The sequence below is a fragment of the Streptomyces sp. NPDC088762 genome, assembly GCF_044750905.1.
Taxonomy (GTDB): Bacteria; Actinomycetota; Actinomycetes; order Streptomycetales; family Streptomycetaceae; genus Streptomyces.
In genome coordinates, this window is the sequence record NZ_JBIVKT010000008.1 from 19,275 (window position 1) to 40,086 (window position 20,812).

Sequence of the window (20,812 nt, forward strand, 5' to 3'; positions counted from 1 at the left end):
GCCGGACGCGGGGACGCGGACCACCATGGAAACAGGGGCGGAACCGGGACGCCCGGGGCCCGATTCTGCTAGATTGGTCTATACCACACCACCTCTCCAGATCGGCAGGCCCCGCGTGGAAGTTGTCATCGTCCCGGACGCCAAGGCAGGCGGCGAGCTCATCGCGGAGGCCATGGCCGCCCTGGTCCGCCGCAAGCCCGACGCCCTTCTCGGCGTGGCGACCGGCTCTACCCCGCTGCCCATCTACGAGGCCCTGGCCGCCAAGGTGAAGGCGGGCGAGGTCGACGCTTCCCAGGCCCGGATCTGCCAGCTCGACGAGTACGTCGGCCTGCCGGCCGGACACCCCGAGTCCTACCGGGCGGTGGTACTCCGCGAGGTCGTCGAACCGCTCGGCCTGTCCGAGGCCTCCTTCATGGGGCCCGACGGCTCGGCCGAGGACATCGTCGGCGCCTGCGAGGCCTACGACCGCGCGCTCGCCGAGGCCGGCGGCGTGGACCTCCAGCTGCTGGGCATCGGCACGGACGGTCACATCGGCTTCAACGAGCCGTGCTCCTCGCTTGCCTCCCGCACCCGCATCAAGACGCTGACGGAGCAGACCCGCGTCGACAACGCGCGCTTCTTCGAGGACGACATAGACCAGGTGCCGCACCACGTCATCACCCAGGGCATCGGCACCATCCTCGACGCCCGCCACCTGGTGCTCCTGGCCACCGGCGAGGGCAAGGCCGAGGCCGTCGCGCAGACGGTCGAGGGCCCGCTGTCCGCGCTGGTCCCGGCCTCCGCGCTGCAGATGCACCGGCACGCCACGGTCGTCGTGGACGAGGCGGCCGCGTCGAAGCTGAAGCTCGCGGACTACTTCCGGCACACCTTCGCCAACAAGCCGGCCTGGCAGGGCCTGTAACCCGGCCGACGCCGAAGGGCCGGACCCCCTCCTCGGGGTCCGGCCCTTCGCCGTACCGCCGCGGCGCCGCCGCGCAAGCGGCCCCGGGCGGCGCGCGGTTACGCGCCCGCGATCACCTCGGCCGCGGCCCGGCCGCAGACGCGGGAGGCGCCGCGGGTGGCGACGTACAGGGCGCCCCGGGGTGCGGCCTGCGGCACGCCCATCTCCACGACCACCGTGTCCGGCCGCGCGGCGACCAGGGCGTCCACGGCCGCCGTCATCCACGGGTGCCGGTGCTCGTCGCGGACCACGGCGACCACGGTGCGCTCCCCCGCCGCCGCGAGGACGTCCGCGGCCGAGGCGCCCTCCGCGTAGACGCCCGACTCGGTGCCCGGGAGCAGCGAGGCCAGTTCCGGGGCCACGCCCCACGGGGTCTCGTCCCCCACCGCGATGTTCGCGACGGGCGCGAGGGTGGCCACGTACGGGGCGGACGGCGGCCGCGCGCCGCCGGTGACGGCGACGGCTCGGCGGGCGGCCGTGAGGCCGATGCCGGACGCGCGGCTCCCCTCCGGCCGCGCGTCCGGACGGGCCCGGCTGGTCCACTCGGCGAGCGCCCGGACCCGGGCGGCCGCGTCGGCGAGGCGCTCCTCCGGGAGCGTGCCCTCCCGTACGGCCGCGACGAGCGCGTCGCGCAGCCGCAGCACGGTCTGCTCGTCGGCCAGCCCGCCGCCGACGCAGATGGCGTCGGCGCCGGCCGCGATGGCCAGGACCGAGCCGCGCTCGATGCCGTAGGTGCCGGCGATGGCGTTCATCTCCATGCCGTCGGTGACGATGAGGCCCTCGTAGCCGAGCTCCTTGCGCAGCAGACCGGTCAGGATCCGGGGGCTGAGGGTGGCCGGGCGGGTCGGGTCGAGGGAGGGCACGAGGATGTGCGCGCTCATCACGGCCTTGGTGCCGGCCGCGATGGCCGCCTTGAAGGGGACGAGTTCACGGGCCTGGAGGGTGTCCAGGTCCACGTCGATGCGCGGCAGCGCGTGGTGCGAGTCGACGTTGGTGTCGCCGTGGCCCGGGAAGTGCTTGGTGCAGGCGGCGACGCCGGCGGCCTGGAGGCCTTCCACGTAGGCGGCGGTGTGCCGGGCGGTGAGGTGGGTGTCGGCGCCGAAGGACCGCACGCCGATGACCGGGTTGCCCGGGTTGGAGTTGACGTCCGCGGAGGGGGCCCAGTTGAGGTTGACCCCGCATTCGGCGAGGCGCCGGCCCAGTTCGCGGGCGACCTCGCGGGTCAGGGCGGTGTCGTCGACGTGGCCGAGGGCCAGGTTGCCGGGGAAGGAGGAGCCCCCGCGGACCTCCAGGCGGGTGACGTCGCCGCCCTCTTCGTCGATGGCGACGAGGACGTCGTCGCGCTCGGCGCGCAGCTGCGCGGTGAGCGCGGCGAGCTGGTCGGCCGAGGCGATGTTGCGGCCGAACAGGCCGACGGCGGTGAGGCCTTCGCGGACCTGGCGCAGCAGCCAGGCGGGAGCGGTGGTGCCTTCGAAGCCGGGCTGGAGGACCGCGAGGGCGTCACGGGTGACCGTGTCGACGCGGTGCGCGAGGACAGTCATGGTGCCGTTATCCCTTCACGGCGCCGGCGGTCATGCCGCCGACGGCCTTGCGCTGGAGGAAGATGAAGATCAGCAGGACCGGGACCGCGAACAGCGAGGACGCGGCCATGGTGGCGCCCCAGTCGTTGCCGAAGGCGGTCATGAACTCGGTCAGCCACAGCGGGAGGGTCTGCGCGGTCTTGTCCTTGTTGAGGATCAGGACCATGGCGAACTCGTTCCAGGCGGTGATGAAGCCGAAGAGCGAGGTGGACATCAGACCGGGGGCCAGCAGGGGGAAGATCACCTTGCGGAAGGCCTGGCCGCGGGTGCAGCCGTCGATCTGGGCGGCCTCCTCCAGCGTCACCGGGACGGCGGCGATGAAGCCGCGCAGGGTCCAGATGGTGAAGGGGAGGATCATCACGAAGTAGATCGCGGTGAGCAGCGGGAGGCTGTTCAGCATCTCGCTGTCGCGGGCGATCATGTACATCGCGATGACCATGACCTCCCAGGGGGCCATCTGGGCCATCATCACGGTGAGGACGAGGCCCTTGCGGCCCTTGAACCTCATGCGGGCGATGGCGAAGCTCGCGGCGAGGGCGACGAGCAGGGCCAGTACGACGGCGCCGACGGTGACCAGGACGCTGTTGGTGACGTACGTCCAGAAGTTCTCGACGCCGGTGGCCTTGGTGAAGTTGTCCAGCGTCGGGGTGAAGACAAAGACCGGGTCCTTGGTCAGGATCTGACTGGACGGCTTCAGGGCCGAGGAGAACATCCAGTAGACCGGGAAGACGAAGACGGCGGCCACCAGGAGCGCGCCGAGGTTCTTGGCGACGGTCCCGGGGCGCAGCGGCCGGCGGGTGCGCAGCTGCTGCGGGGGCTTGGGGGCGGAGGTCGTGCTCACTGCTCCTCCTCCTGCTTCAGGATCAGGCGGAAGTAGAAGGACATGACGACCACGAGGATCACGATCGTCAGGACGGAGATCGCGGCGGCGAGGCCGTAGTGGGCCTGGCTCTGGCCCTCGACGTAGGCGAAGACCGGGAGGATCTCGGAGGAGCGGTCGGGGCCGCCCTTGTTCATCGCGTAGACCTGGGTGAAGGCCTTGAAGACCCAGATCACCTCGAGGAACGTGGTGATGAGGAAGAAGGGCTTGAGGTTCGGGAAGACGATCTTCCAGAAGGTCTGCCAGCCGTTGGCGCCGTCCATCCGGGCGGCCTCGTACAGCTCGGCGCCGACCGTGGTGAGGCCCGCGTACATGTTGAGGGCGACGAAGGGGATGGAGCCCCAGACCACCAGGACCGTGACGATCACGAGGGTGGAGAGGCCGGTCTCCATCCAGTTGTGCTGTTCGTAGCCGGCGAAGCCGGCCGTGCGCATCACCCAGTTCATGACGCCGAACTGCTCGTCGAACAGCCACCGGAAGACCTGCACCGAGGCGACGATCGGCATGGCCCAGGCCATCACGAGCGCCATGGAGAGGACCAGCCGCATCTTCTTGCCGAGCCGGTTCAGCAGGATGCCGATGAGGCTGCCGAGCACCATGATCAGTACGACGTTGGCGGCGGTGAAGGCGAAGCTGCGCAGGACGACGGTCCAGAACTTCGAGTCGGCCAGCAGCTCGGTGTAGTTGGCGAATCCGGCGAACGGGTACTTCCGCTGGATGAACTCGATCTTGTTGATGTCCTGGAAGGACAGGATCACGTTCTTGATCAGCGGGTAGAGCAGGAGGGTCGCGAGGCTGAGCACCGCGGGCAGGACCAGCAGGTAGGGCAGCCAGCCCGAGGGCAGCGGTTTTCTGCTCCCGCGAGGAGCCGTATGGCTGGGGCCGGCGGGGGCGGTGGGCGCCTGCGGCGGCCGTCCGGCGGACTTCTGTGGTGCGTCCTGTGGAGCGCTGGTCGCCGCTCCCTGGGAGTGCACGGTCATGGCTTGGCTTCCTCGCGGTTGACTGTGGAGTCAAATGCGCGACCGGGGGCGCGGCAGGGCGGCTGGGCGCCTGCCGCACCCCCCGGTGCGTTCACACTGCTGGGTCGTGCGGGTGCTGCGGTCGCAGCGGGTGCTGCGGGTACTGCCGGGCGGGGGCGTTACTTGTTGATGCGGTTCGCGATTTCCTTGTCCGCGTCCGCGCCCGCCTTGGCGGCGTCGTCACCCTTCAGGACCTTGGTCATGAACTCCTTGATCGGGTTGGGCTCGGTCTCGACGTTCGCCCATCCCGCGGTGACCGGGGTGATCTTGCCGTTGGCGCCGGCCTTGGCCATCGCCTCGGCGAAGGAGCCCGCGGCCGGGGCGAAGTTGGCGCCGGCCTGGTTCGGGAGCAGCGCGCCCTTGGTCTCGGCGGCGTACTTGGTCATCTGGTCCTTGCCGGCGGCGAGGGCCAGCCACTCCTTGGCGAGCTCCTTGTTCTTGGAGCGCTCGGCCACGGCGAGGTTGGAGCCGCCGAGGAAGACGGTGCCGGGCTTGTCGGCGGTCTTGCCGGGGATCGGGAAGTAGCCGAAGTCGGCCTCCTTGCCCGCGTCCTTCAGGGCCTTTTCGGCGCCGCCGGCCTCCCAGCCGAGACCGATCCAGGAGGAGACGCCGCCCTTGGGGACGATGTCGGTGGACTGCTGCGGGGTGGCCTCGTCCTTGTCCTTGGGGGCGGTGGAGAAGGACTGCAGCTTCTTGTAGAACTCCATCGCGGAGGCGGCCTGCGGAGTGCCCAGCCCGCCCTTCCACTTGGCGCCGTCCTTGACGGCGAGGTCGCCGCCCTCGTCCCAGATGAAGCCGGCGAGGACGTACCAGCTCTGGCCGGGGAGGTAGATCGGCTGCGAGGCCGGGTCGGCCGCCTTCAGCTTCTCCAGACCGGCCACCCACTCGTCACGGGTCTTCGGCGGGGTGACGCCGGCCTTCTCGAAGGCCTTCTTGTCGTAGATGACGACGCGGTTGGCGGCGTACCAGGGCGCGGAGTAGAGCTTGCCGTCGACCTCGGCCGAGGCGAGCATGCTCTTCTGCCAGGCGTCGGCACCGAGCTTGGCCTTGTCCTTGGTCAGGTCGGCGAGGCCGCCGGTGACCGCGTAGCCGGCGGTCTGGGTGTTGCCGAGCTCGAGAACGTCCGGGGGGGTGTTCTCGGAGAGGGCCGTGGTGACCTTCTCCTGGATGCCCGTCCACTTCTGCTCTTCGACCTTGACCGTGACACCGGGGTGCTTGGCCGAGAACTCCTTGTTGACCTCGTCGATCCAGGCCTTCGGTGCGGAGCCGTCCATCACCCAGACGGTGATCTCCTTGGCGCCACCCGACGCGTCGGCCTTCGGCTTGTCGTCGCCGCCATTGCCGCATGCCGCGACTCCGACCATCATTCCCACGACACCGACCGCCGCAATGAGCTTGCGCTTCACGCCACCCTCCTCGGGGATGCTGCCTGCAACTTCCCTCGCCCGCCGCGGTGACGTACGTACCGAGTACTGCCCGTGGGGCCGGGATCTGATCCATATTGGTGTAGACCAGTAGCTGGAGCTTGGCCTAGACCTTTAGGGGTGTCAAGGGTCTAATGAGCGGGTGCTCGGTCCGTTATCGGACCGACACCTGGGCAGGGGGAAGGCCTGTCTCCCCGCACGTGTCACGATGTGACCGCACATATCGGAGGAGCCGGTGACGGCAGCGAAACTGGAGTCGGGAAGGCGGGCGGCGATGGCCACCGAAGGGGCGATCACGGAGCCGGAAGGCGGGGCGGCCACTCGCACGGCGCGTGTCCCCAAGTACTACCGACTCAAGCGGCACTTGCTCGACATGACCGAGACACTGCCGCCCGGCACCCCGGTGCCTCCGGAGCGCACGCTCGCGGCCGAATTCGACACCTCGCGGACCACCGTCCGCCAGGCCCTCCAGGAACTCGTCGTCGAGGGCCGGCTGGAGCGGATCCAGGGCAAGGGCACCTTCGTCGCCAAGCCCAAGGTCTCCCAGGCGCTCCAACTGACCTCGTACACCGAGGACATGCGCGCCCAGGGCCTGGAGCCGACCTCCCAGCTGCTCGACATCGGCTACGTGACGGCCGACGACACGCTCGCCGGGCTGCTCAAGATCACCACCGGCGGGCGGGTCCTGCGCATCGAGCGGCTGCGCCTGGCCAGCGGCGAGCCGATGGCCATCGAGACCACCCACCTTTCCGCCAAGCGCTTCCCGGCCCTGCGCCGTTCGCTGGTCAAGTACACCTCCCTCTACACGGCCCTGGCCGAGGTGTACGACGTCCACCTCGCCGAGGCCGAGGAGACGATCGAGACCTCGCTGGCCACCCCGCGCGAGGCCGGCCTGCTCGGCACCGACGTCGGCCTGCCGATGCTGATGCTCTCCCGGCACTCGCTGGACGCGGACGGGGAGCCGGTGGAGTGGGTGCGGTCGGTGTACCGCGGCGACCGGTACAAGTTCGTCGCCAGGCTCAAGCGCCCCGCAGTCTGAACAGGACCGTCCGCATACCGGAATGCGGACGGGGTCTTACGTCGGCCGGGCAATTCCCCGTAGATTCCCTGCGCTTACGCAGATGATCGACGAGGGGACGAGTGCCATGCCGAAACCGGAATCAACCGGAACACAACGGGACGCGGCGAGTCCGGCCACCACGCCGGGCTCGCCTTCTCCGACGTCCCCCGCCTCGCCGAAGTCCATCGCCGTGTGGGTGCTCGTCGGACTCGTCGGGGCCCTCGGCTGGGGCGTCCTGGCCCTCTCGCGCGGCGAGGAGATCTCGGCCGCCTGGCTGCTCGCCGCCGCGCTGGGCTCGTACGCCATCGGCTACCGCTTCTACGCGCGCTTCATCGCCCACCGCGTCCTGAAGGTGGACAAGACCCGGGCCACCCCCGCGGAACGCCTTGACAACGGTGTCGACTTCCACCCCACCGACCGGCGGGTGCTCTTCGGCCACCACTTCGCCGCCGTCGCCGGCGCCGGCCCGCTCGTCGGACCCGTGCTCGCCGCGCAGATGGGCTACCTGCCGGGCACCATCTGGATCGTCGCCGGCGTGATCTTCGCGGGCGCCGTCCAGGACATGGTCACGCTGTTCTTCTCCACCCGCCGCGACGGGCGTTCGCTCGGCCAGATGGCGCGGGACGAGATCGGCCCGGTCGGCGGAGTCGCCGCCCTGCTCGCCGTGTTCACCATCATGATCATCCTGCTGGCGGTGCTCGGGCTGGTCATCGTCAACGCCCTGGCGCACTCCCCGTGGGGCGTCTTCTCCATCGGCATGACCATCCCGATCGCCCTCTTCATGGGCTTCTACCTGCGCGTCCTGCGGCCGGGCCGGGTCACCGAGGTCTCCGCCATCGGCGTTGCGCTGCTGCTGCTCGCCATCGTCGCGGGCGGCTGGGTCGCCGAGTCCTCGCTGGCTTCCACCTTCACCCTGGAGAAGGAGACGCTGGTCCTCTGGATGATCGGCTACGGCTTCATCGCCTCGGTGCTGCCGGTGTGGATGCTGCTCGCTCCCCGCGACTACCTCTCCACCTTCATGAAGGTCGGCACCATCGGGCTGATGGCGGTGGGCGTGGTCATCGCCATGCCGACCCTGAAGATGCCCGCGGTCACCGACTTCGCGGCCCGCGGCGACGGCCCGGTCTTCGCCGGGTCGATGTTCCCGTTTGTCTTTATCACGATCGCGTGCGGGGCCCTGTCCGGCTTCCACTCGCTGGTCTCGTCGGGCACCACCCCGAAGATGATCCAGAAGGAGACCCAGGTCCGGGTCATCGGCTACGGCGCGATGCTCACCGAGTCGTTCGTCGCCATCATGGCGATGATCGCGGCCACCATCATCGAACCCGGCCTGTTCTTCGCGGTGAACTCCCCCGGCGGCGTCATCGGCACCACGGTCCAGACGGCCTCGGAGGCGGTCACCCACTTCGGCTTCGCCATCAGCCCGGAGGCCCTCGCGCAGGCCGCGAAGGACGTCGAGGAAGCGAGCCTGCTCTCCCGTACCGGTGGCGCGCCCACGTTCGCACTCGGAATGTCGGAGATCTTCTCGTCCGTGATCGGCGGCGCGGGAATGAAGGCCTTCTGGTACCACTTCGCCATCATGTTCGAGGCGCTGTTCATCTTGACGACCGTCGACGCCGGCACCCGCGTCGGACGGTTCATGCTCCAGGACACCCTCGGCAACGTGCACAAGTCGTTCAAGAACGTCAGCTGGAAGCCTGGCGTGTGGCTGGCCAGCGCCCTCGTCGTCGGCGGCTGGGGCTACTTCCTGTGGGTCGGCATCAAGGACCCGCTGGGCGGCATCAACCAGCTCTTCCCGCTGTTCGGCATCGCGAACCAGCTGCTCGCGGCGGTGGCCCTGGCCGTCTGCACCACCCTGCTCGTCAAGTCCGGCCGGCTGAAGTGGGCCTGGGTGACGGGTGTTCCCCTGGCATGGGACGTGGCCGTCACGCTCACGGCGAGCTACCAGAAGATCTTCTCGGAGGACGTGAAGGTCGGCTTCTTCGCGCAGCGCGACAAGTACCAGGGCGGGATCGACGCGGGCAAGGTGCTGCCGCCCGCGAAGAACATGGACGACATGCACACCGTGGTCACCAACGCCACGGTGGACGGCGCGCTGTCGGCGCTGTTCGCCATCCTGATCGTCATCGTGCTGGCCGACGCGGCCCGGACCTGCCTCAAGGCCATCAGCAGCCCGGAGTCCGTGAAGCTCTCCGAGGTCCCGTGGACCGAGTCCAAGATCATCGCTCCGGCCGGGCTGATCCCGACCGCGCAGGAGAAGGCGGAACTCGCCGCGGCGGGCCTGGACTCGGGCGGTGGACGGGTCAAGGAACCGGCGGCGTCATGAGCCTGCGCGGCGCACTGGCGCGGGCCCGGTACTACGTACGGGAGTTCTCGGGCGAGGCGGCCTACGACCGGTACGTCGCCCACGCCCGTTCCCACGACCCGGACGCGGAGGTCCCGAGCCGCCGGGAGTTCGAACGGGCCCGCACCGACGCCCGCGAGGCGGACCCCCGCGAGGGCTTCCGCTGCTGCTGAGCACCATCCATACCGAAGGCCCCGCCGCTGCACGCGGCGGGGCCTTCGGGTTCAGCGCACCCAGTCCTTGAGGACTTCGGTCTGGAGGGTGATGCCGACGAGGTCGGGCAGTTCGACGTCCTTGCCGTACGGCACGGTGTGAACCAGTTGGTACCGCTGCCCGTTCGGTTCGCTGTAGACGGAGACCTCGCACTTGTGCCGGTCGATCAGCAGGTACACCGGGATCCCGGTCTCGGCGTAGGCTCGGGGCTTCTCGACGCGGTCGCGCCGGTGGGTATCGGAGTCCCAGGATGGCACCTCGACCGCCATGAGGATGGGGGCGGGGTCCACCCAGTCTCCCTGGCCGGCGAACGCCTTGGAAGGCGCCAGCACCGCGTCCGGAATGGCCCGTCCTTCCCGGTACTCCTGGGCCTTGATCCCCTGCCCCCCGTGCAACCAGAGCTCCGGCCGGTACTGCATGCAGATCCGCGTGAGCCACTGGATGATCATCTGGTGGTCGCCGTCCGGCATGGCCTTGCTCCTGATTACCCCGTCGATGAATTCAAGCCGCGTCCCCTCCCGCTCGCGGGCCGCTATCCGCGCCACGGCCTCGAAGTCCTCGGTCAACATGTGGGGCCGGTAGGGCATCACGGTCATGCCTCGCTCACCTTCTTCGACGGTGCTGTCTCCGACGGTAGCGCCGGACCCTGACACCCGTCCGGCACACTCGGCCGCATGGACATCGTGATCAGAACAGCCGTACCCGACGACTACGCCGAGCTGGGCGACATCACCGCGCAGGCCTACCTCGACGACGGGCTCCTGGACCACAACGAGGACGACTCCTACGAGCGGGCGCTGCGCGACGTCGCCGGCCGGGCCGCCGACGCCGAGGTGCTCGTCGCCACGCTGGACGGCGTACTGCTGGGCGGTGTGACCTTCGCCCCGCCCGGCAGCCGCATGGCCGACATCGCCGGGCCCGGCGAGGCCGAATTCCGGATGCTTGCGGTGGCACGTGCCGGTCGCGGCCGGGGCGTCGGCGAGGCCCTGGTGCGGGCCTGCGTCCAGCGGGCGCAGGCCATCGAGGGCGTGACCCGCCTGGTGCTCTCCACCCAGGCCCAGAGCCCCGCCGCGCACCGGATCTACGAACGGCTGGGCTTCGCACGGACCCCCGAGCGGGACTGGTCGCCCGTCCCCACGGTGCCGTTGCTGACCTACGCGATGCAGCTGGGAGTACCGAACCAGTAGCGGGCCGACACAACATGTGGGGGGTCGCGCGTCAACCGCCCCCCACATGTATGCTCATGGCTGCTGTCGCCGCAGGGGAATCCGGTGCGAATCCGGAACTGTCCCGCAACGGTATGAAGTACACCCATGGGTGCACACGCAAGTCCGAAGACCTGCCGACAGCGCGCCCGGCTCGACCGAACCGGGTGCCGACACGTCCGGGCCTCGCGGTTGGGCCGGTGGACGCCATGCGGTGTACGCGCCTTCGGCACGCCCGCATGCGCCTCCCCGCGCCCTGCCCGCCGACGGCCGGGCCGAGCGAGGGAGAGCTCCCGCCGTGACCATCGCGCCTTCCGCACCGCGCGCCGAGTCCGCTTCTGGCGACACCACCGAAGGCCCGGGGGCCACGCTGCTGCGTACCCTCACCGAGCTGACGGCCGACCTCCCCGACACCGACCCCGGCCGGGTCGCCGCCGCCGCGCTGCGCGGCCGCAGCTCCGCCGCCGACGAGGCCGAGCTGCGCGGGCTGGCCACGGAGGCCGCCGCCGGTCTGATCTCCGAGGACCCGGCCTACTCCAGGCTCGCCGCCCGGCTGCTGACGCTGGCCGTGCGGGACGAGGCCGCCGGCCAGGGCTCCACCTCCTTCTCGGCCTCCGTCGAGGTCGGCCACCGCGAGGGGCTCATCGCCGACCGCACGGCCGCGTTCGTACGGGCCCACGCGAGCCGCCTGGACTCGCTGGTGGAGCACTCCCTCGCGGAGGGCGCCGACGACCGCTTCGGCTTCTTCGGCCTGCGCACCCTGCACAGCCGCTACCTGCTGCGCCACCCGATCACCCGCCAGGTCATCGAGACCCCGCAGTACTTCATGCTGCGCGTGGCCTGCGGTCTCGCCGCGGACGAGTCCGTCGGGGCCGTCGAGGAAGTGGCCTCGCTGTACCGGCTGATGAGCCGCCTCGACTACCTGCCGTCCTCCCCCACGCTCTTCAACTCCGGCACCCGGCACCCGCAGATGTCCTCCTGCTACCTGCTGGACTCCCCGCTGGACGAGCTCGACTCGATCTACGACCGCTACCACCAGGTGGCCCGGCTCTCCAAGCACGCGGGCGGCATCGGCCTCTCGTACTCCCGCATCCGCGCCCGTGGTTCGCTGATCCGCGGCACCAACGGCCACTCCAACGGCATCGTCCCGTTCCTGAAGACCCTCGACGCCTCCGTCGCCGCCGTGAACCAGGGCGGCCGCCGCAAGGGCGCCGCCGCCGTCTACCTGGAGACCTGGCACGCGGACATCGAGGAGTTCCTGGAGCTCCGCGACAACACCGGTGAGGACCAGCGCCGTACGCACAACCTGAACCTCGCCCACTGGGTGCCGGACGAGTTCATGCGCCGCGTGAACGCCGACGCCGAGTGGTCCCTCTTCTCCCCGGCCGACGTGCCCGAGCTGGTGGACCTGTGGGGCGACGCGTTCGACGCCGCCTACCGCAAGGCCGAGGCGGACGGCCTGGCCCGCAAGACCATGCCCGCCCGCGACCTGTACGGCCGGATGATGCGCACCCTCGCGCAGACCGGCCAGGGCTGGATGACCTTCAAGGACGCCTCCAACCGCACGGCGAACCAGACCGCCGAGCCGGGCACGGTCGTGCACTCCTCGAACCTGTGCACCGAGATCATCGAGGTCACCAACGACGGCGAGACGGCCGTCTGCAACCTCGGTTCGGTCAACCTGGGCGCTTTCGTCGTGGACGGCGAGATCGACTGGGAGCGCCTCGACGAGACCGTCCGCACCGCCGTCACCTTCCTCGACCGCGTGGTGGACATCAACTTCTACCCGACCGAGCAGGCGGGCCGTTCCAACGCCCGCTGGCGCCCGGTGGGCCTGGGCGCCATGGGCCTCCAGGACGTCTTCTTCAAGCTGAAGCTGCCCTTCGACTCCCCCGAGGCGAAGGCCCTGTCCACCAAGCTCTCCGAGCGCATCATGCTGGCCGCGTACGAGGCCTCCTGCGACCTCGCCGAGCGCAGCGGCCCGCTGCCGGCCTGGGAGCAGACCCGCACCGCCCGCGGTGTCCTGCACCCGGACCACTACGAGGTCGAGCTGAACTGGCCCGAGCGCTGGGAGGCGCTGCGCGCCCGCGTCGCGAAGAGCGGCATGCGCAACTCGCTGCTCCTCGCCATCGCCCCGACGGCGACGATCGCCTCGATCGCGGGCGTGTACGAGTGCATCGAGCCGCAGGTCTCCAACCTCTTCAAGCGCGAGACGCTGAGCGGTGAGTTCCTCCAGGTCAACGGCTACCTGGTGGAGGAGCTGAAGCAGCTCGGCGTGTGGGACGCGCAGACCCGCGAGGCGCTGCGCGAGTCCAGCGGCTCGGTCCAGGGCTTCGGCTGGATCCCGGCCGAGGTCCGCGCGCTGTACCGCACGGCGTGGGAGATCCCGCAGCGCGGTCTGATCGACATGGCGGCGGCCCGCACCCCGTTCCTCGACCAGTCGCAGTCGCTGAACCTGTTCCTGGAGACGCCCACCATCGGCAAGCTGTCGTCGATGTACGCGTACGCCTGGAAGCAGGGCCTGAAGACCACGTACTACCTGCGCTCGCGCCCGGCGACGAAGATCGCCCGCGCCGCACAGGCCGCCACCCCGGTGGCGCTCCCGCAGGCCGTCGACGCCGACGCGCTGGCCTGCTCCCTTGAGAACCCCGAGTCCTGCGAGGCCTGCCAGTAATGAGCACCACCCAGTCCGACAAGAACCTCCTGGACCCGGGCTTCGAGCTCACGCTCCGCCCCATGCGCTACCCGGACTTCTACGAGCGCTACCGGGACGCGATCAAGAACACCTGGACCGTGGAGGAGGTCGACCTCCACTCGGACGTCGCCGACCTCGCCAAGCTGACGCCGGCCGAGCAGCACATGATCGGCCGCCTGGTCGCGTTCTTCGCGACGGGCGACTCGATCGTCTCCAACAACCTGGTGCTGACGCTCTACAAGCACATCAACTCCCCGGAGGCGCGCCTGTACCTGTCGCGCCAGCTGTTCGAGGAGGCCGTGCACGTCCAGTTCTACCTGACGCTGCTCGACACCTACCTGCCCGACCCGGACGACCGCGCGGCGGCCTTCGACGCGGTCGAGGAGATCCCGTCCATCCGCGAGAAGGCGCAGTTCTGCTTCAAGTGGATGGACTCGGTCGAGAAGATCGACCGGCTGGAGACGCAGGCCGACCGCCGCCGATTCCTGCTGAACCTGATCTGCTTCGCGGCGTGCATCGAGGGCCTGTTCTTCTACGGTGCCTTCGCCTACGTGTACTGGTTCCGCTCGCGCGGCCTGCTGCACGGCCTGGCCACCGGCACCAACTGGGTGTTCCGGGACGAGACCATGCACATGAACTTCGCCTTCGAGGTCGTGGACACGGTCCGCAAGGAGGAGCCCGAGCTCTTCGACGACGCCCTGCGGCAGCAGGTGACCGACATGCTGAAGGAGGCCGTGGAGGCGGAGCTGCAGTTCGGCCGCGACCTGTGCGGTGACGGCCTGCCGGGCATGAACACCGAGTCGATGCGCGAGTACCTGGAGTGCGTCGCCGACCAGCGCCTGGTCCGCCTCGGCTTCCCGCCGGTCTACGGCTCGCAGAACCCGTTCTCCTTCATGGAGCTCCAGGGCGTCCAGGAGCTGACGAACTTCTTCGAGCGCCGGCCGTCGGCCTACCAGGTCGCGGTCGAGGGCACGGTCGACCTGGACGAGGACTTCTGAGCCCTTCGGGCCTTCGATCGGCCGGCAGCTGCTCCGCGCAGTTGCCGGTCGATCCTGCGTTCACGGGCCACTCCGTACAGGGAGGGGCCGAGGAGGAGGGCGGCGACGGCGAGGACGACGAGGTAGTTCAAGAACGTGTGCATGACTCCACCCTCGCCGGACCGACGAAGATCAGACAGTGGCAGGACTGTCATGGAAGAGCGAATTACTGCCACACTGGAGCCATGCCTCTCAACAACGTCGCCGTGGCCGTGGTCAATGGGGTCGCCCCCTTCGAGCTGGGCATCTTCTGCGAGGTCTTCGGGATCGACCGCAGCGCGATGGGCCTTCCGACGTACGACTTCGCCGTCTGCGCGGTCGAGGACAATCCGCTGTCCGTCGGCGACGGCCTCTTCGGCCTCACGCTCCCCCACGGGCCCGAGCGGCTGGAGACGGCGGATCTGATCTGCCTGCCCGCCGACCGGGAGGCGCCCACCCGCGACTACCCCGAGGCGCTGCTGGCCGCCCTGAACCGGGCCGTGGAGCGCGGTGCGCGGGTGCTGAGCGTGTGCAGCGGCGCCTTCATGCTGGGCGCGGCCGGGCTCCTCGACGGCCGGCGCTGCACCACGCACTGGATGCACGCGCCCGCCCTGATGCGCCGTTACGCGGGGGCTCTGGTCGACCCGGACGTGCTCTACGTCGACGAGGGCCAGGTGATCACCGCGGCCGGCACCGCCTCGGGGATCGACGCGTGCCTGCACGTCGTGCGGCAGGAGCAGGGCGCGGAGGTGGCCAACACCATCGCGCGGCGGATGGTCGTACCGCCGCACCGGGACGGCGGGCAGGCCCAGTACATCCAGCGCCCGCTCCCCCGCACGGCCTGCGACACGGTGGGCGAGGTGATCGGGTGGATGGCCCGGCACCTGGACGAGGAGATCACCGTCGAGCAGCTCGCCGAGCGGGCCCACATGTCGCCCCGGACCTTCGCCCGCCGGTTCCTCCAGGAGACCGGGACGACCCCCTACCAGTGGGTCCTGCGGCAGCGGGTGATGCTGGCCCAGGAACTGCTGGAGTCCACCGACGACACGGTCGACGCGATCGCGGGCCGCAGCGGCTTCGGGAACGCGGCGGCGCTGCGCCACCACTTCCTGCGCACCCTCGGCACCACCCCGAACGCCTTCAGGCGCACCTTCCGCGGGCCACGGGCCGTGGCCTGAGTTGCACCACCTGGCCGAGAACCATAGAACAGTTGACCCAAACCAAGCCCCTCCGTAGTCGATCGATGTCGTACCGTGATGACGCCTGGCCTGACCGCCCCGCACAGCGCCCGGCCGGACACCCTTCACGACAGCCCAGGGGGGCCCTGCATGTCCCGTATCTCCCGCACCGTCACCGCCGCCGCGTTCGCCGTTCTGCTCCTCGGCGGTACGGCCGCCACCGCCTCGGCGGACTCCGGCTGGGGCTCGGCGCCCGCCGGCCTCGGCGCCAAGCCCGCCACCATCGGCTGGGACGCCACGCCTGCCGACAGCGGCTGGGGCACCGCGCCCAAGTAGTCCGGGCGACGCCACGCGGAAGGGCCCGCTCCGATCCCGGAGCGGGCCCTTCCGCTGCGTACCGCGGCCGGCGAGATCAGTCGTTCGGGACCGTCTCGTAGCGCGGGGTGCCCTCTTCCATCTGGCGCAGGGCGTCCTTGCGGTCCCGCTTCGAGAGCCGGTCGATGTACAGGTAGCCGTACAGGTGGTCGGTCTCGTGCTGGAGGCAGCGCGCGAAGTAGCCGGTGCCGCGCACCTTGATCGGGTTGCCCTCGGCGTCCTGGCCCTCGACCTCCGCGTAGTCGGGGCGGGCCAGGGAGGCGTAGGCCGTCGGGACCGACAGGCAGCCCTCGTTGGAGTCGTCCAGCACCCGCGCGGCCGCCGGCAGCTCCACGAGCTTCGGGTTGACCACGACACCGGTGTGCCGCACGCCGTCGTCGTCCGGGCAGTCGTAGACGAAGACCTTGGCGTCCACGCCGATCTGGTTCGCGGCCAGACCCACGCCCTCGGCGGCCTTCTGGCTGGCGAACATGTCGTCGATCAGCTGCGCCAGCTCGTCCCCGAACTCGGTGACGTCCTTGCACTCGCGGTGCAGGACCGGGTTGCCGACGACGGTGATCGGGCGGGCGGTACCGCGCTCACGGTGGGCGAGCTCGCGCGCGGCGCAGTCCTCCGTGTCCACGACGTACCCGTCGTTCACGATCTCGACAACCTCGTTCTCCTGCTGCGACATGTCCGCCGTACGCCTTCCGTAAGTCCGGTCACCGGTGGTCGCCAATGGCCACCGATGTGCCCGTACAGCCTACGGCCCGGTTCAGCAGACTTCTTCGAGATCCCGCCACTCCCGGCTGTCCGGGCTGTCCGCGACCCATCCGTCGAGCAGCCCGCGCACCAGACCGGCCGGCGCCGCGAGGCCGCACTCCCGCTCCGGCACCCACAGCGAGCCGGCCGTGCGGTGCCCCAGCGGTCCGGGGTGGCCCGGCTCGCTGTGATCGTGCGGGTCCAGGTGCTCCCCGTCGCCCTCGTCGCTCGGCATCTCGCTCTCCGAGCAGGTCCGGCACAGCAGCCGCACCGACGAGGACCAGTCCTCGGCGGCGAAGCCCGCGTCCGAGGCCAGCTGCTCCAGCGCGTCGCGGTCCGCCTCGGTGGCCGCCTCCAGCAGCACCACCCAGGTCGGCACCGGTGAGGGAGCCCACAGCTCGATCTCGTCGAAGACCGGGTACGAGGGTCCGGCCGCGGTGATCCGCTCGCCGTGCGGGACCCCGTCGTGCAGGACGACCTCGCCCCAGCGCCGCCCCGAGGAGGGCAGCGGGATCGACAGGACCTCCAGCCGCGCCGGGTCGAGCCGGCGGCCCCAGACCACCTCGGCCTCGCCCTCGGGCGACAGCCGTACGGCCGCGCTGCCGAGCTCCATGCCCACGGGCTCGCCGTTGCCGCCCGCGCCGTGCGGGTCTCCCGGCACCTTCAGCCCGTACGCCTGCCAGGCCCTGCGGGCCAGCGGCCAGTCCTGCAGCGCGGTCGCGGCGATGCCGACGTTCCACCAGTCCGGTGCGCCGGTCTCCCGGTCCAGCAGCGCCACCGCGCGCAGCCCGGCGGCCCGCGCCTGCTCCCAGTCGTGCCGGAACTTGTGCAGCAGCGCCAGGTTGAACCAGGACTCGGACAGCCAGGGTTCCAGGTCCGCGGCTCTGGTCAGGAGCGCGCCCGCGTCCTCGTACCGCCCGTCGCCGATCAGCGTGAACGCGCGGTCGGTGGCCTGCCGCCACGAGGCGGAGGGCCGATGCCGTACCTTCCCGAAGATCCTCACGATTCCCGCCTGCCGGTCCTAAGGTGCAGCCTTCCGGACACTCCCACGTCCCTCTTACTGGCATCCAACCATGCCCACTCGGACGGCCGCTCATTACCCATGGGTTACCCAGGTGGGACGGGCACCACTCTGTCACGGCCGCCCCTGGCCAGAACCCTCGCCAAGCACTCGACGACCTCCGGCTGGTAGTCGTGCCCGGTGCCCAGGCGCAGCCGTTCCAGGGCGGCCAGTGAGCCGCCCGGGTGACGGCTCCCGCCGGCCTGGCCGGTGAGGTCCTCGTACGCGTTGACCGCGCGCACGATGCGGGCGGCGACGGGCTGCTCCCGGTACGGGTCCGCCTGCCGCTCCACGACCACGGCGACCTCGGCGGGCACCCCGGTCTGGCGGGCCACCTCCCCGCCCAGCTCGGCGATCCGGCGCGCCTCGGCGGCGGGCAGCTCGGCGGTGGCCCCGGCCGGGACCGGGTCGACGAGGGAGAGCTGGCCGATGTCGTGCATCAGGGCGGCGTACTCCAGCACCGTGAGCTCCCGCTCCGACAGGCCCAGCTCCCGCCCGACGGCGCAGCTGAGGGCGGCCACCCGGCGGGAGTGCCCGGCCGGGGTGTACCCGGCGATCTCGGTGGCGCGGGCCAGCGAGGTGATGGTCTGGCGGTAGGTGGTGCGGATGGCGGTGATCCGGTGGAAGGACATCTGGGTCAGCAGGAGGGGCACGCAGAAGACGGGCAGGGCCCACAGCCCGGCGACGGCCGCGCCGAGGGCCATCACGACCCCGGTGGCGCAGATCGCCGAGCCGATGCCCAGCTGGGCGCGCAGCTCGTCGCGCAGCAGCGGACCGTACGGCCAGCCGGTCCGGGCGCCGGCCAGGGCCGCGGCCAGCACGGCGTCGCACAGGGCCGTGAGGCCGAGGAGGCAGAGCAGGAAGAGGACGACGTACGGTCCCTGGCCGATCCGGTCCTCCAGCCGGCCGGAGTTGTACAGCGGCTGGAAACACACGGCGGCGAAGGTGACGGTCAGGACGCGGCGGGCCACGTGGTCGACGGCGGGGCCCCGGCCGCGGGCGATGTGCGGGACAATCCCGGCGAGGGCGGCCGCGACGACGACCGCCACGATCTGGAGGACGCCGTGGTGGGTGGGCTGCCCGGCGTTCTGGCCGAGCAGGGCGTAGGCGAGGGCTCCGGCGGAGCCGAGCGGTGCGGGCCGGCGGTCGGCGCCCTCGGCGGGGTGGCCCGTGCCCTGGTCCCGGCGGGCGAGTTCACCGAGGGTGATCAGGGTGCCGAACACCAGGGCGGTGCCGGGCTCGACGATGCCGTTCCACAGGGTGTGGCCCAGGCCGGCGACGGTGAGCAGCCCGGCCGCCCCGCGCACGCCCCAGACGGCGGCCCCCCTCACGCCCCGCCCCCCGCCCGGCGGCCGGCCCGCGCGTCCGGGGCGCCGGCCGCGCCGGAGTCCCGGGGCGGGGCGCCGCCGCCGTCTGGGCCGGGGCGAACCCTTTCGCCCGGGGCGGCCGCGTCCGTGCTCCCGGCCGGGCCCGCCGCCACGCGTACGCCGCCCTGCGCGGCGGCCCGGGCCCCGTCGGCGGGCGGGCGGGAGCCCTGGCCGGGCATGCCGGGCAGCGGCGGAGCCCCCGGCCCGCCCCCAGCGGAAGCGGCACCGGCACCGGCGCCGGCCCGATCGGAGCCGCTGATCACCTGGAGGTCCTCGTCCGAGGTGACCACCGGGTGCCAGCCGTGCCGTCCGATGGCCCCCGCCAGCGCCCCCACCATCGCGGGGTCGAACTGCGCCCCCGCGCACCGCTCCAGCTCCGCCAGGGCCACCGCCACCGGCCGGGCCCGGCTGTAGGAGCGGGTGGAGGTCATCGCGTCGAAGGCGTCGGCCACCGCCACCACCCGGGCCAGCACCGGGATCTGGTCCCCGCTCAGCCCGTACGGGTAGCCGGAGCCGTCGACCCGCTCGTGGTGGTGCAGGATCGCGGACCGTGCCTCCCCCAGGAAGCCGATGCCGCGCACCATCTCGTGCCCGTACTCGGGGTGCAGCTCGATGATCCGCCGCTCCTCGGGCGTGAGCGGCCCGTCCTTGCGCAGGAGCCGGGTCGGGACGCCGAGTTTGCCGACGTCGTGCAGGATCCCGGCGATGCGGACGACTTCGAGGCGGTCCTCCGCCATGCCCAGCTCGCGGGCGATCATCGCGGAGGCCTGGCCGACGCGTTCGCTGTGGCCCCTCGTGTAGCGGTCCTTGATGTCGACGGCCTGGACGAGGGCGCGGATGGTGGCCCGGTGGGCGGCGCGTTCGCGGTGGTACTGGGCGAAGACCCAGCAGGAGATGTACATCGGCAGCAGGACGAGCAGTGCCGCCGGAAGTCCGTACGGGCTGCGCCACATGACGGCCATCATCAGGCCGGCGAGGCCGTGCACGCAGTGCGGGGCGAGGGAGCGGGTGAGCAGTCCGCGCCAGGCGGTGACGGCGGGCCGGCGTTCGGCGGCGGCCAGGATGCCCCCGTCGAGGGCGGTCAGCACGAGGCAGAAGGCGACGGCCGCGGCCGCCGCGGGGAGCATCACGTACGGGAAGTCGGCCACCCAGACGGCGGGCTCCCCGGGGCCTGGGGGTCCGGAGCCCCCGGGGCTGCCCAGCGCGGCCGGGCCCCGCAGCAGCCGGTAGGTCTGCCCCGCGACCCACGCGGCTATCGCCTGCTGCGCCGCGTGCCACACCCGGCGCACCCAGGCGGGCCGCTGGACCACGCTCCCCGCCAGCCCGCCGGGCACCGCCACGAGCGCGGCGGCCTCGGGCGGCAGCAGGAAGACGGCGGCCAGCACCACCGGGAAGAAGGAGCCGATGCCCTCGGGCACCCGCCCGGCCGGCAGGGGGAAGATCCTGACGAGCTCGCAGCCGAGGTAGAGGAGGGCCGACAGGGCCACGGTCCCCCAGGGCGTGGCGGGATCCGTGAGGGCCGGCGTGACACAGGCGATCGCCGCGAGGACGGCGCAGAGGACGCAGGCGCGCGCCCCCGCAGGAAGTACCCGCATGGCGCCTCCTCCCCTGTGCCGTTTCAGCCAGGTACCGAATCAAACCAGCACCGAAGGGGGAGAATAAGTGGCGGCCCGAGCGAGGTGGGCCACATTTTCACATTGCGGCATGCGGACGCC

Annotated in this window: 19 protein-coding genes and 1 riboswitch; of the genes, 9 read left to right on the plus strand and 10 right to left on the minus strand. The window is 71.2% G+C overall.

What is annotated here, in order from left to right:
* The first annotated feature begins 115 nt into the window (after nucleotides 1-115).
* On the plus strand, nucleotides 116-901 hold the full coding sequence (gene nagB / locus ACIP5M_RS19480) for a glucosamine-6-phosphate deaminase (RefSeq protein ID WP_401198596.1): 786 nt from the start codon (nucleotides 116-118) through the stop codon (nucleotides 899-901).
* A 98-nt stretch (nucleotides 902-999) separates the two neighbouring features.
* Here the strand turns inward: nagB and ACIP5M_RS19485 are convergent, their stop codons facing one another.
* The 4 genes from ACIP5M_RS19485 to ACIP5M_RS19500 form a co-directional block, all read right to left on the minus strand.
* Nucleotides 1,000-2,481 (minus strand): glycoside hydrolase family 3 protein, encoded by a 1,482-nt coding sequence (locus ACIP5M_RS19485; RefSeq protein WP_401198598.1) that lies wholly within the window; start codon nucleotides 2,479-2,481, stop codon nucleotides 1,000-1,002.
* A gap of 7 nt (nucleotides 2,482-2,488) precedes the next feature.
* A complete protein-coding gene (locus ACIP5M_RS19490; RefSeq protein WP_401198600.1) occupies nucleotides 2,489-3,361 on the minus strand; it encodes a carbohydrate ABC transporter permease in 873 nt (290 codons plus the stop codon).
* The gene (locus ACIP5M_RS19495; RefSeq protein WP_401198604.1) at nucleotides 3,358-4,380 is read right to left on the minus strand and encodes a carbohydrate ABC transporter permease; all 1,023 of its coding nucleotides are present in this window, start codon (nucleotides 4,378-4,380) and stop codon (nucleotides 3,358-3,360) included. The genes ACIP5M_RS19490 and ACIP5M_RS19495 overlap by 4 nt, the downstream gene beginning before the upstream one ends.
* A gap of 158 nt (nucleotides 4,381-4,538) precedes the next feature.
* On the minus strand, nucleotides 4,539-5,825 hold the full coding sequence (locus tag ACIP5M_RS19500; RefSeq protein ID WP_401198606.1) for an extracellular solute-binding protein: 1,287 nt from the start codon (nucleotides 5,823-5,825) through the stop codon (nucleotides 4,539-4,541).
* Between the two features lie 292 nt (nucleotides 5,826-6,117).
* Here ACIP5M_RS19500 and ACIP5M_RS19505 point away from each other — a divergent pair, with 292 nt between their 5' ends.
* From ACIP5M_RS19505 to ACIP5M_RS19515, 3 genes are all read left to right on the plus strand, one after another.
* Complete coding sequence (locus ACIP5M_RS19505; protein ID WP_069921883.1) at nucleotides 6,118-6,882, plus strand: GntR family transcriptional regulator; 765 nt, start codon at nucleotides 6,118-6,120, stop codon at nucleotides 6,880-6,882.
* Nucleotides 6,883-6,964: 82 nt separating this feature from the next.
* Nucleotides 6,965-9,229: a carbon starvation CstA family protein gene (locus ACIP5M_RS19510; protein WP_401198608.1), complete on the plus strand. Its 2,265-nt coding sequence runs from the start codon at nucleotides 6,965-6,967 to the stop codon at nucleotides 9,227-9,229.
* Nucleotides 9,226-9,420, plus strand: coding sequence for a YbdD/YjiX family protein (locus ACIP5M_RS19515; protein ID WP_401198610.1), 195 nt, complete (start codon nucleotides 9,226-9,228; stop codon nucleotides 9,418-9,420). The genes ACIP5M_RS19510 and ACIP5M_RS19515 overlap by 4 nt, the downstream gene beginning before the upstream one ends.
* Nucleotides 9,421-9,471: 51 nt before the next feature.
* On the opposite strand, the gene ACIP5M_RS19520 is transcribed toward ACIP5M_RS19515, so the two are convergent.
* Nucleotides 9,472-10,056, minus strand: a complete 585-nt coding sequence (locus tag ACIP5M_RS19520; protein WP_401198612.1) for a Uma2 family endonuclease — start codon at nucleotides 10,054-10,056, stop codon at nucleotides 9,472-9,474.
* A 78-nt stretch (nucleotides 10,057-10,134) separates the two neighbouring features.
* On the opposite strand from ACIP5M_RS19520, the gene ACIP5M_RS19525 reads away from it, so the two are divergent.
* The 3 genes from ACIP5M_RS19525 (at nucleotide 10,135) to ACIP5M_RS19535 (ending at nucleotide 14,358) form a co-directional block, all read left to right on the plus strand.
* Nucleotides 10,135-10,647: a GNAT family N-acetyltransferase gene (locus ACIP5M_RS19525; RefSeq protein ID WP_401198614.1), complete on the plus strand. Its 513-nt coding sequence runs from the start codon at nucleotides 10,135-10,137 to the stop codon at nucleotides 10,645-10,647.
* A gap of 40 nt (nucleotides 10,648-10,687) precedes the next feature.
* Nucleotides 10,688-10,822: riboswitch (cobalamin riboswitch) on the plus strand.
* Between the two features lie 141 nt (nucleotides 10,823-10,963).
* The gene (locus ACIP5M_RS19530) at nucleotides 10,964-13,339 is read left to right on the plus strand and encodes a ribonucleoside-diphosphate reductase subunit alpha (protein ID WP_401198616.1); all 2,376 of its coding nucleotides are present in this window, start codon (nucleotides 10,964-10,966) and stop codon (nucleotides 13,337-13,339) included.
* On the plus strand, nucleotides 13,339-14,358 hold the full coding sequence (locus ACIP5M_RS19535; RefSeq protein ID WP_401198618.1) for a ribonucleotide-diphosphate reductase subunit beta: 1,020 nt from the start codon (nucleotides 13,339-13,341) through the stop codon (nucleotides 14,356-14,358). The genes ACIP5M_RS19530 and ACIP5M_RS19535 overlap by 1 nt, the downstream gene beginning before the upstream one ends.
* Here the strand turns inward: ACIP5M_RS19535 and ACIP5M_RS19540 are convergent.
* Nucleotides 14,310-14,501 (minus strand): hypothetical protein, encoded by a 192-nt coding sequence (locus ACIP5M_RS19540; RefSeq protein WP_401198620.1) that lies wholly within the window; start codon nucleotides 14,499-14,501, stop codon nucleotides 14,310-14,312. The genes ACIP5M_RS19535 and ACIP5M_RS19540 overlap by 49 nt on opposite strands.
* Nucleotides 14,502-14,582: 81 nt before the next feature.
* On the opposite strand from ACIP5M_RS19540, the gene ACIP5M_RS19545 reads away from it, so the two are divergent.
* A complete protein-coding gene (locus ACIP5M_RS19545; RefSeq protein ID WP_401198621.1) occupies nucleotides 14,583-15,554 on the plus strand; it encodes a helix-turn-helix domain-containing protein in 972 nt (323 codons plus the stop codon).
* 150 nt (nucleotides 15,555-15,704) lie between these two features.
* On the plus strand, nucleotides 15,705-15,890 hold the full coding sequence (locus ACIP5M_RS19550; protein WP_401198623.1) for a hypothetical protein: 186 nt from the start codon (nucleotides 15,705-15,707) through the stop codon (nucleotides 15,888-15,890).
* Between the two features lie 76 nt (nucleotides 15,891-15,966).
* On the opposite strand, the gene def is transcribed toward ACIP5M_RS19550, so the two are convergent.
* The 4 genes from def to ACIP5M_RS19570 form a co-directional block, all read right to left on the minus strand.
* Nucleotides 15,967-16,602 carry a peptide deformylase gene (gene def / locus ACIP5M_RS19555; protein ID WP_401198625.1) on the minus strand — a complete coding sequence of 212 codons (636 nt, stop codon included), beginning with the start codon at nucleotides 16,600-16,602 and terminating at the stop codon, nucleotides 15,967-15,969.
* 81 nt (nucleotides 16,603-16,683) lie between these two features.
* A complete protein-coding gene (locus ACIP5M_RS19560; RefSeq protein ID WP_401198627.1) occupies nucleotides 16,684-17,673 on the minus strand; it encodes a tetratricopeptide repeat protein in 990 nt (329 codons plus the stop codon).
* A gap of 104 nt (nucleotides 17,674-17,777) precedes the next feature.
* A complete protein-coding gene (locus tag ACIP5M_RS19565) occupies nucleotides 17,778-19,061 on the minus strand; it encodes an HD-GYP domain-containing protein (protein WP_401198629.1) in 1,284 nt (427 codons plus the stop codon).
* A complete protein-coding gene (locus ACIP5M_RS19570) occupies nucleotides 19,058-20,692 on the minus strand; it encodes an HD-GYP domain-containing protein (RefSeq protein WP_401198631.1) in 1,635 nt (544 codons plus the stop codon). Before ACIP5M_RS19570 ends, ACIP5M_RS19565 begins: the two co-directional genes overlap by 4 nt.
* Nucleotides 20,693-20,812: the final 120 nt, after the last annotated feature.

What these genes read in the sequence shown, in the direction of transcription:
- ACIP5M_RS19570 (WP_401198631.1), bottom strand. Translation starts at nt 20,692, where the DNA reads ATGCGGGTACTTCCTGCGGGGGCGCGCGCCTGCGTCCTCTGCGCCGTC.
- ACIP5M_RS19540 (WP_401198620.1), bottom strand. Translation starts at nt 14,501, where the DNA reads ATGCACACGTTCTTGAACTACCTCGTCGTCCTCGCCGTCGCCGCCCTC.
- ACIP5M_RS19520 (WP_401198612.1), bottom strand. Translation starts at nt 10,056, where the DNA reads ATGACCGTGATGCCCTACCGGCCCCACATGTTGACCGAGGACTTCGAG.
- ACIP5M_RS19515 (WP_401198610.1), top strand. Translation starts at nt 9,226, where the DNA reads ATGAGCCTGCGCGGCGCACTGGCGCGGGCCCGGTACTACGTACGGGAG.
- ACIP5M_RS19545 (WP_401198621.1), top strand. Translation starts at nt 14,583, where the DNA reads ATGCCTCTCAACAACGTCGCCGTGGCCGTGGTCAATGGGGTCGCCCCC.
- ACIP5M_RS19535 (WP_401198618.1), top strand. Translation starts at nt 13,339, where the DNA reads ATGAGCACCACCCAGTCCGACAAGAACCTCCTGGACCCGGGCTTCGAG.
- ACIP5M_RS19525 (WP_401198614.1), top strand. Translation starts at nt 10,135, where the DNA reads ATGGACATCGTGATCAGAACAGCCGTACCCGACGACTACGCCGAGCTG.
- ACIP5M_RS19495 (WP_401198604.1), bottom strand. Translation starts at nt 4,380, where the DNA reads ATGACCGTGCACTCCCAGGGAGCGGCGACCAGCGCTCCACAGGACGCA.
- ACIP5M_RS19550 (WP_401198623.1), top strand. Translation starts at nt 15,705, where the DNA reads ATGTCCCGTATCTCCCGCACCGTCACCGCCGCCGCGTTCGCCGTTCTG.
- ACIP5M_RS19485 (WP_401198598.1), bottom strand. Translation starts at nt 2,481, where the DNA reads ATGACTGTCCTCGCGCACCGCGTCGACACGGTCACCCGTGACGCCCTC.
- def (WP_401198625.1), bottom strand. Translation starts at nt 16,602, where the DNA reads ATGTCGCAGCAGGAGAACGAGGTTGTCGAGATCGTGAACGACGGGTAC.
- ACIP5M_RS19510 (WP_401198608.1), top strand. Translation starts at nt 6,965, where the DNA reads ATGATCGACGAGGGGACGAGTGCCATGCCGAAACCGGAATCAACCGGA.
- ACIP5M_RS19505 (WP_069921883.1), top strand. Translation starts at nt 6,118, where the DNA reads ATGGCCACCGAAGGGGCGATCACGGAGCCGGAAGGCGGGGCGGCCACT.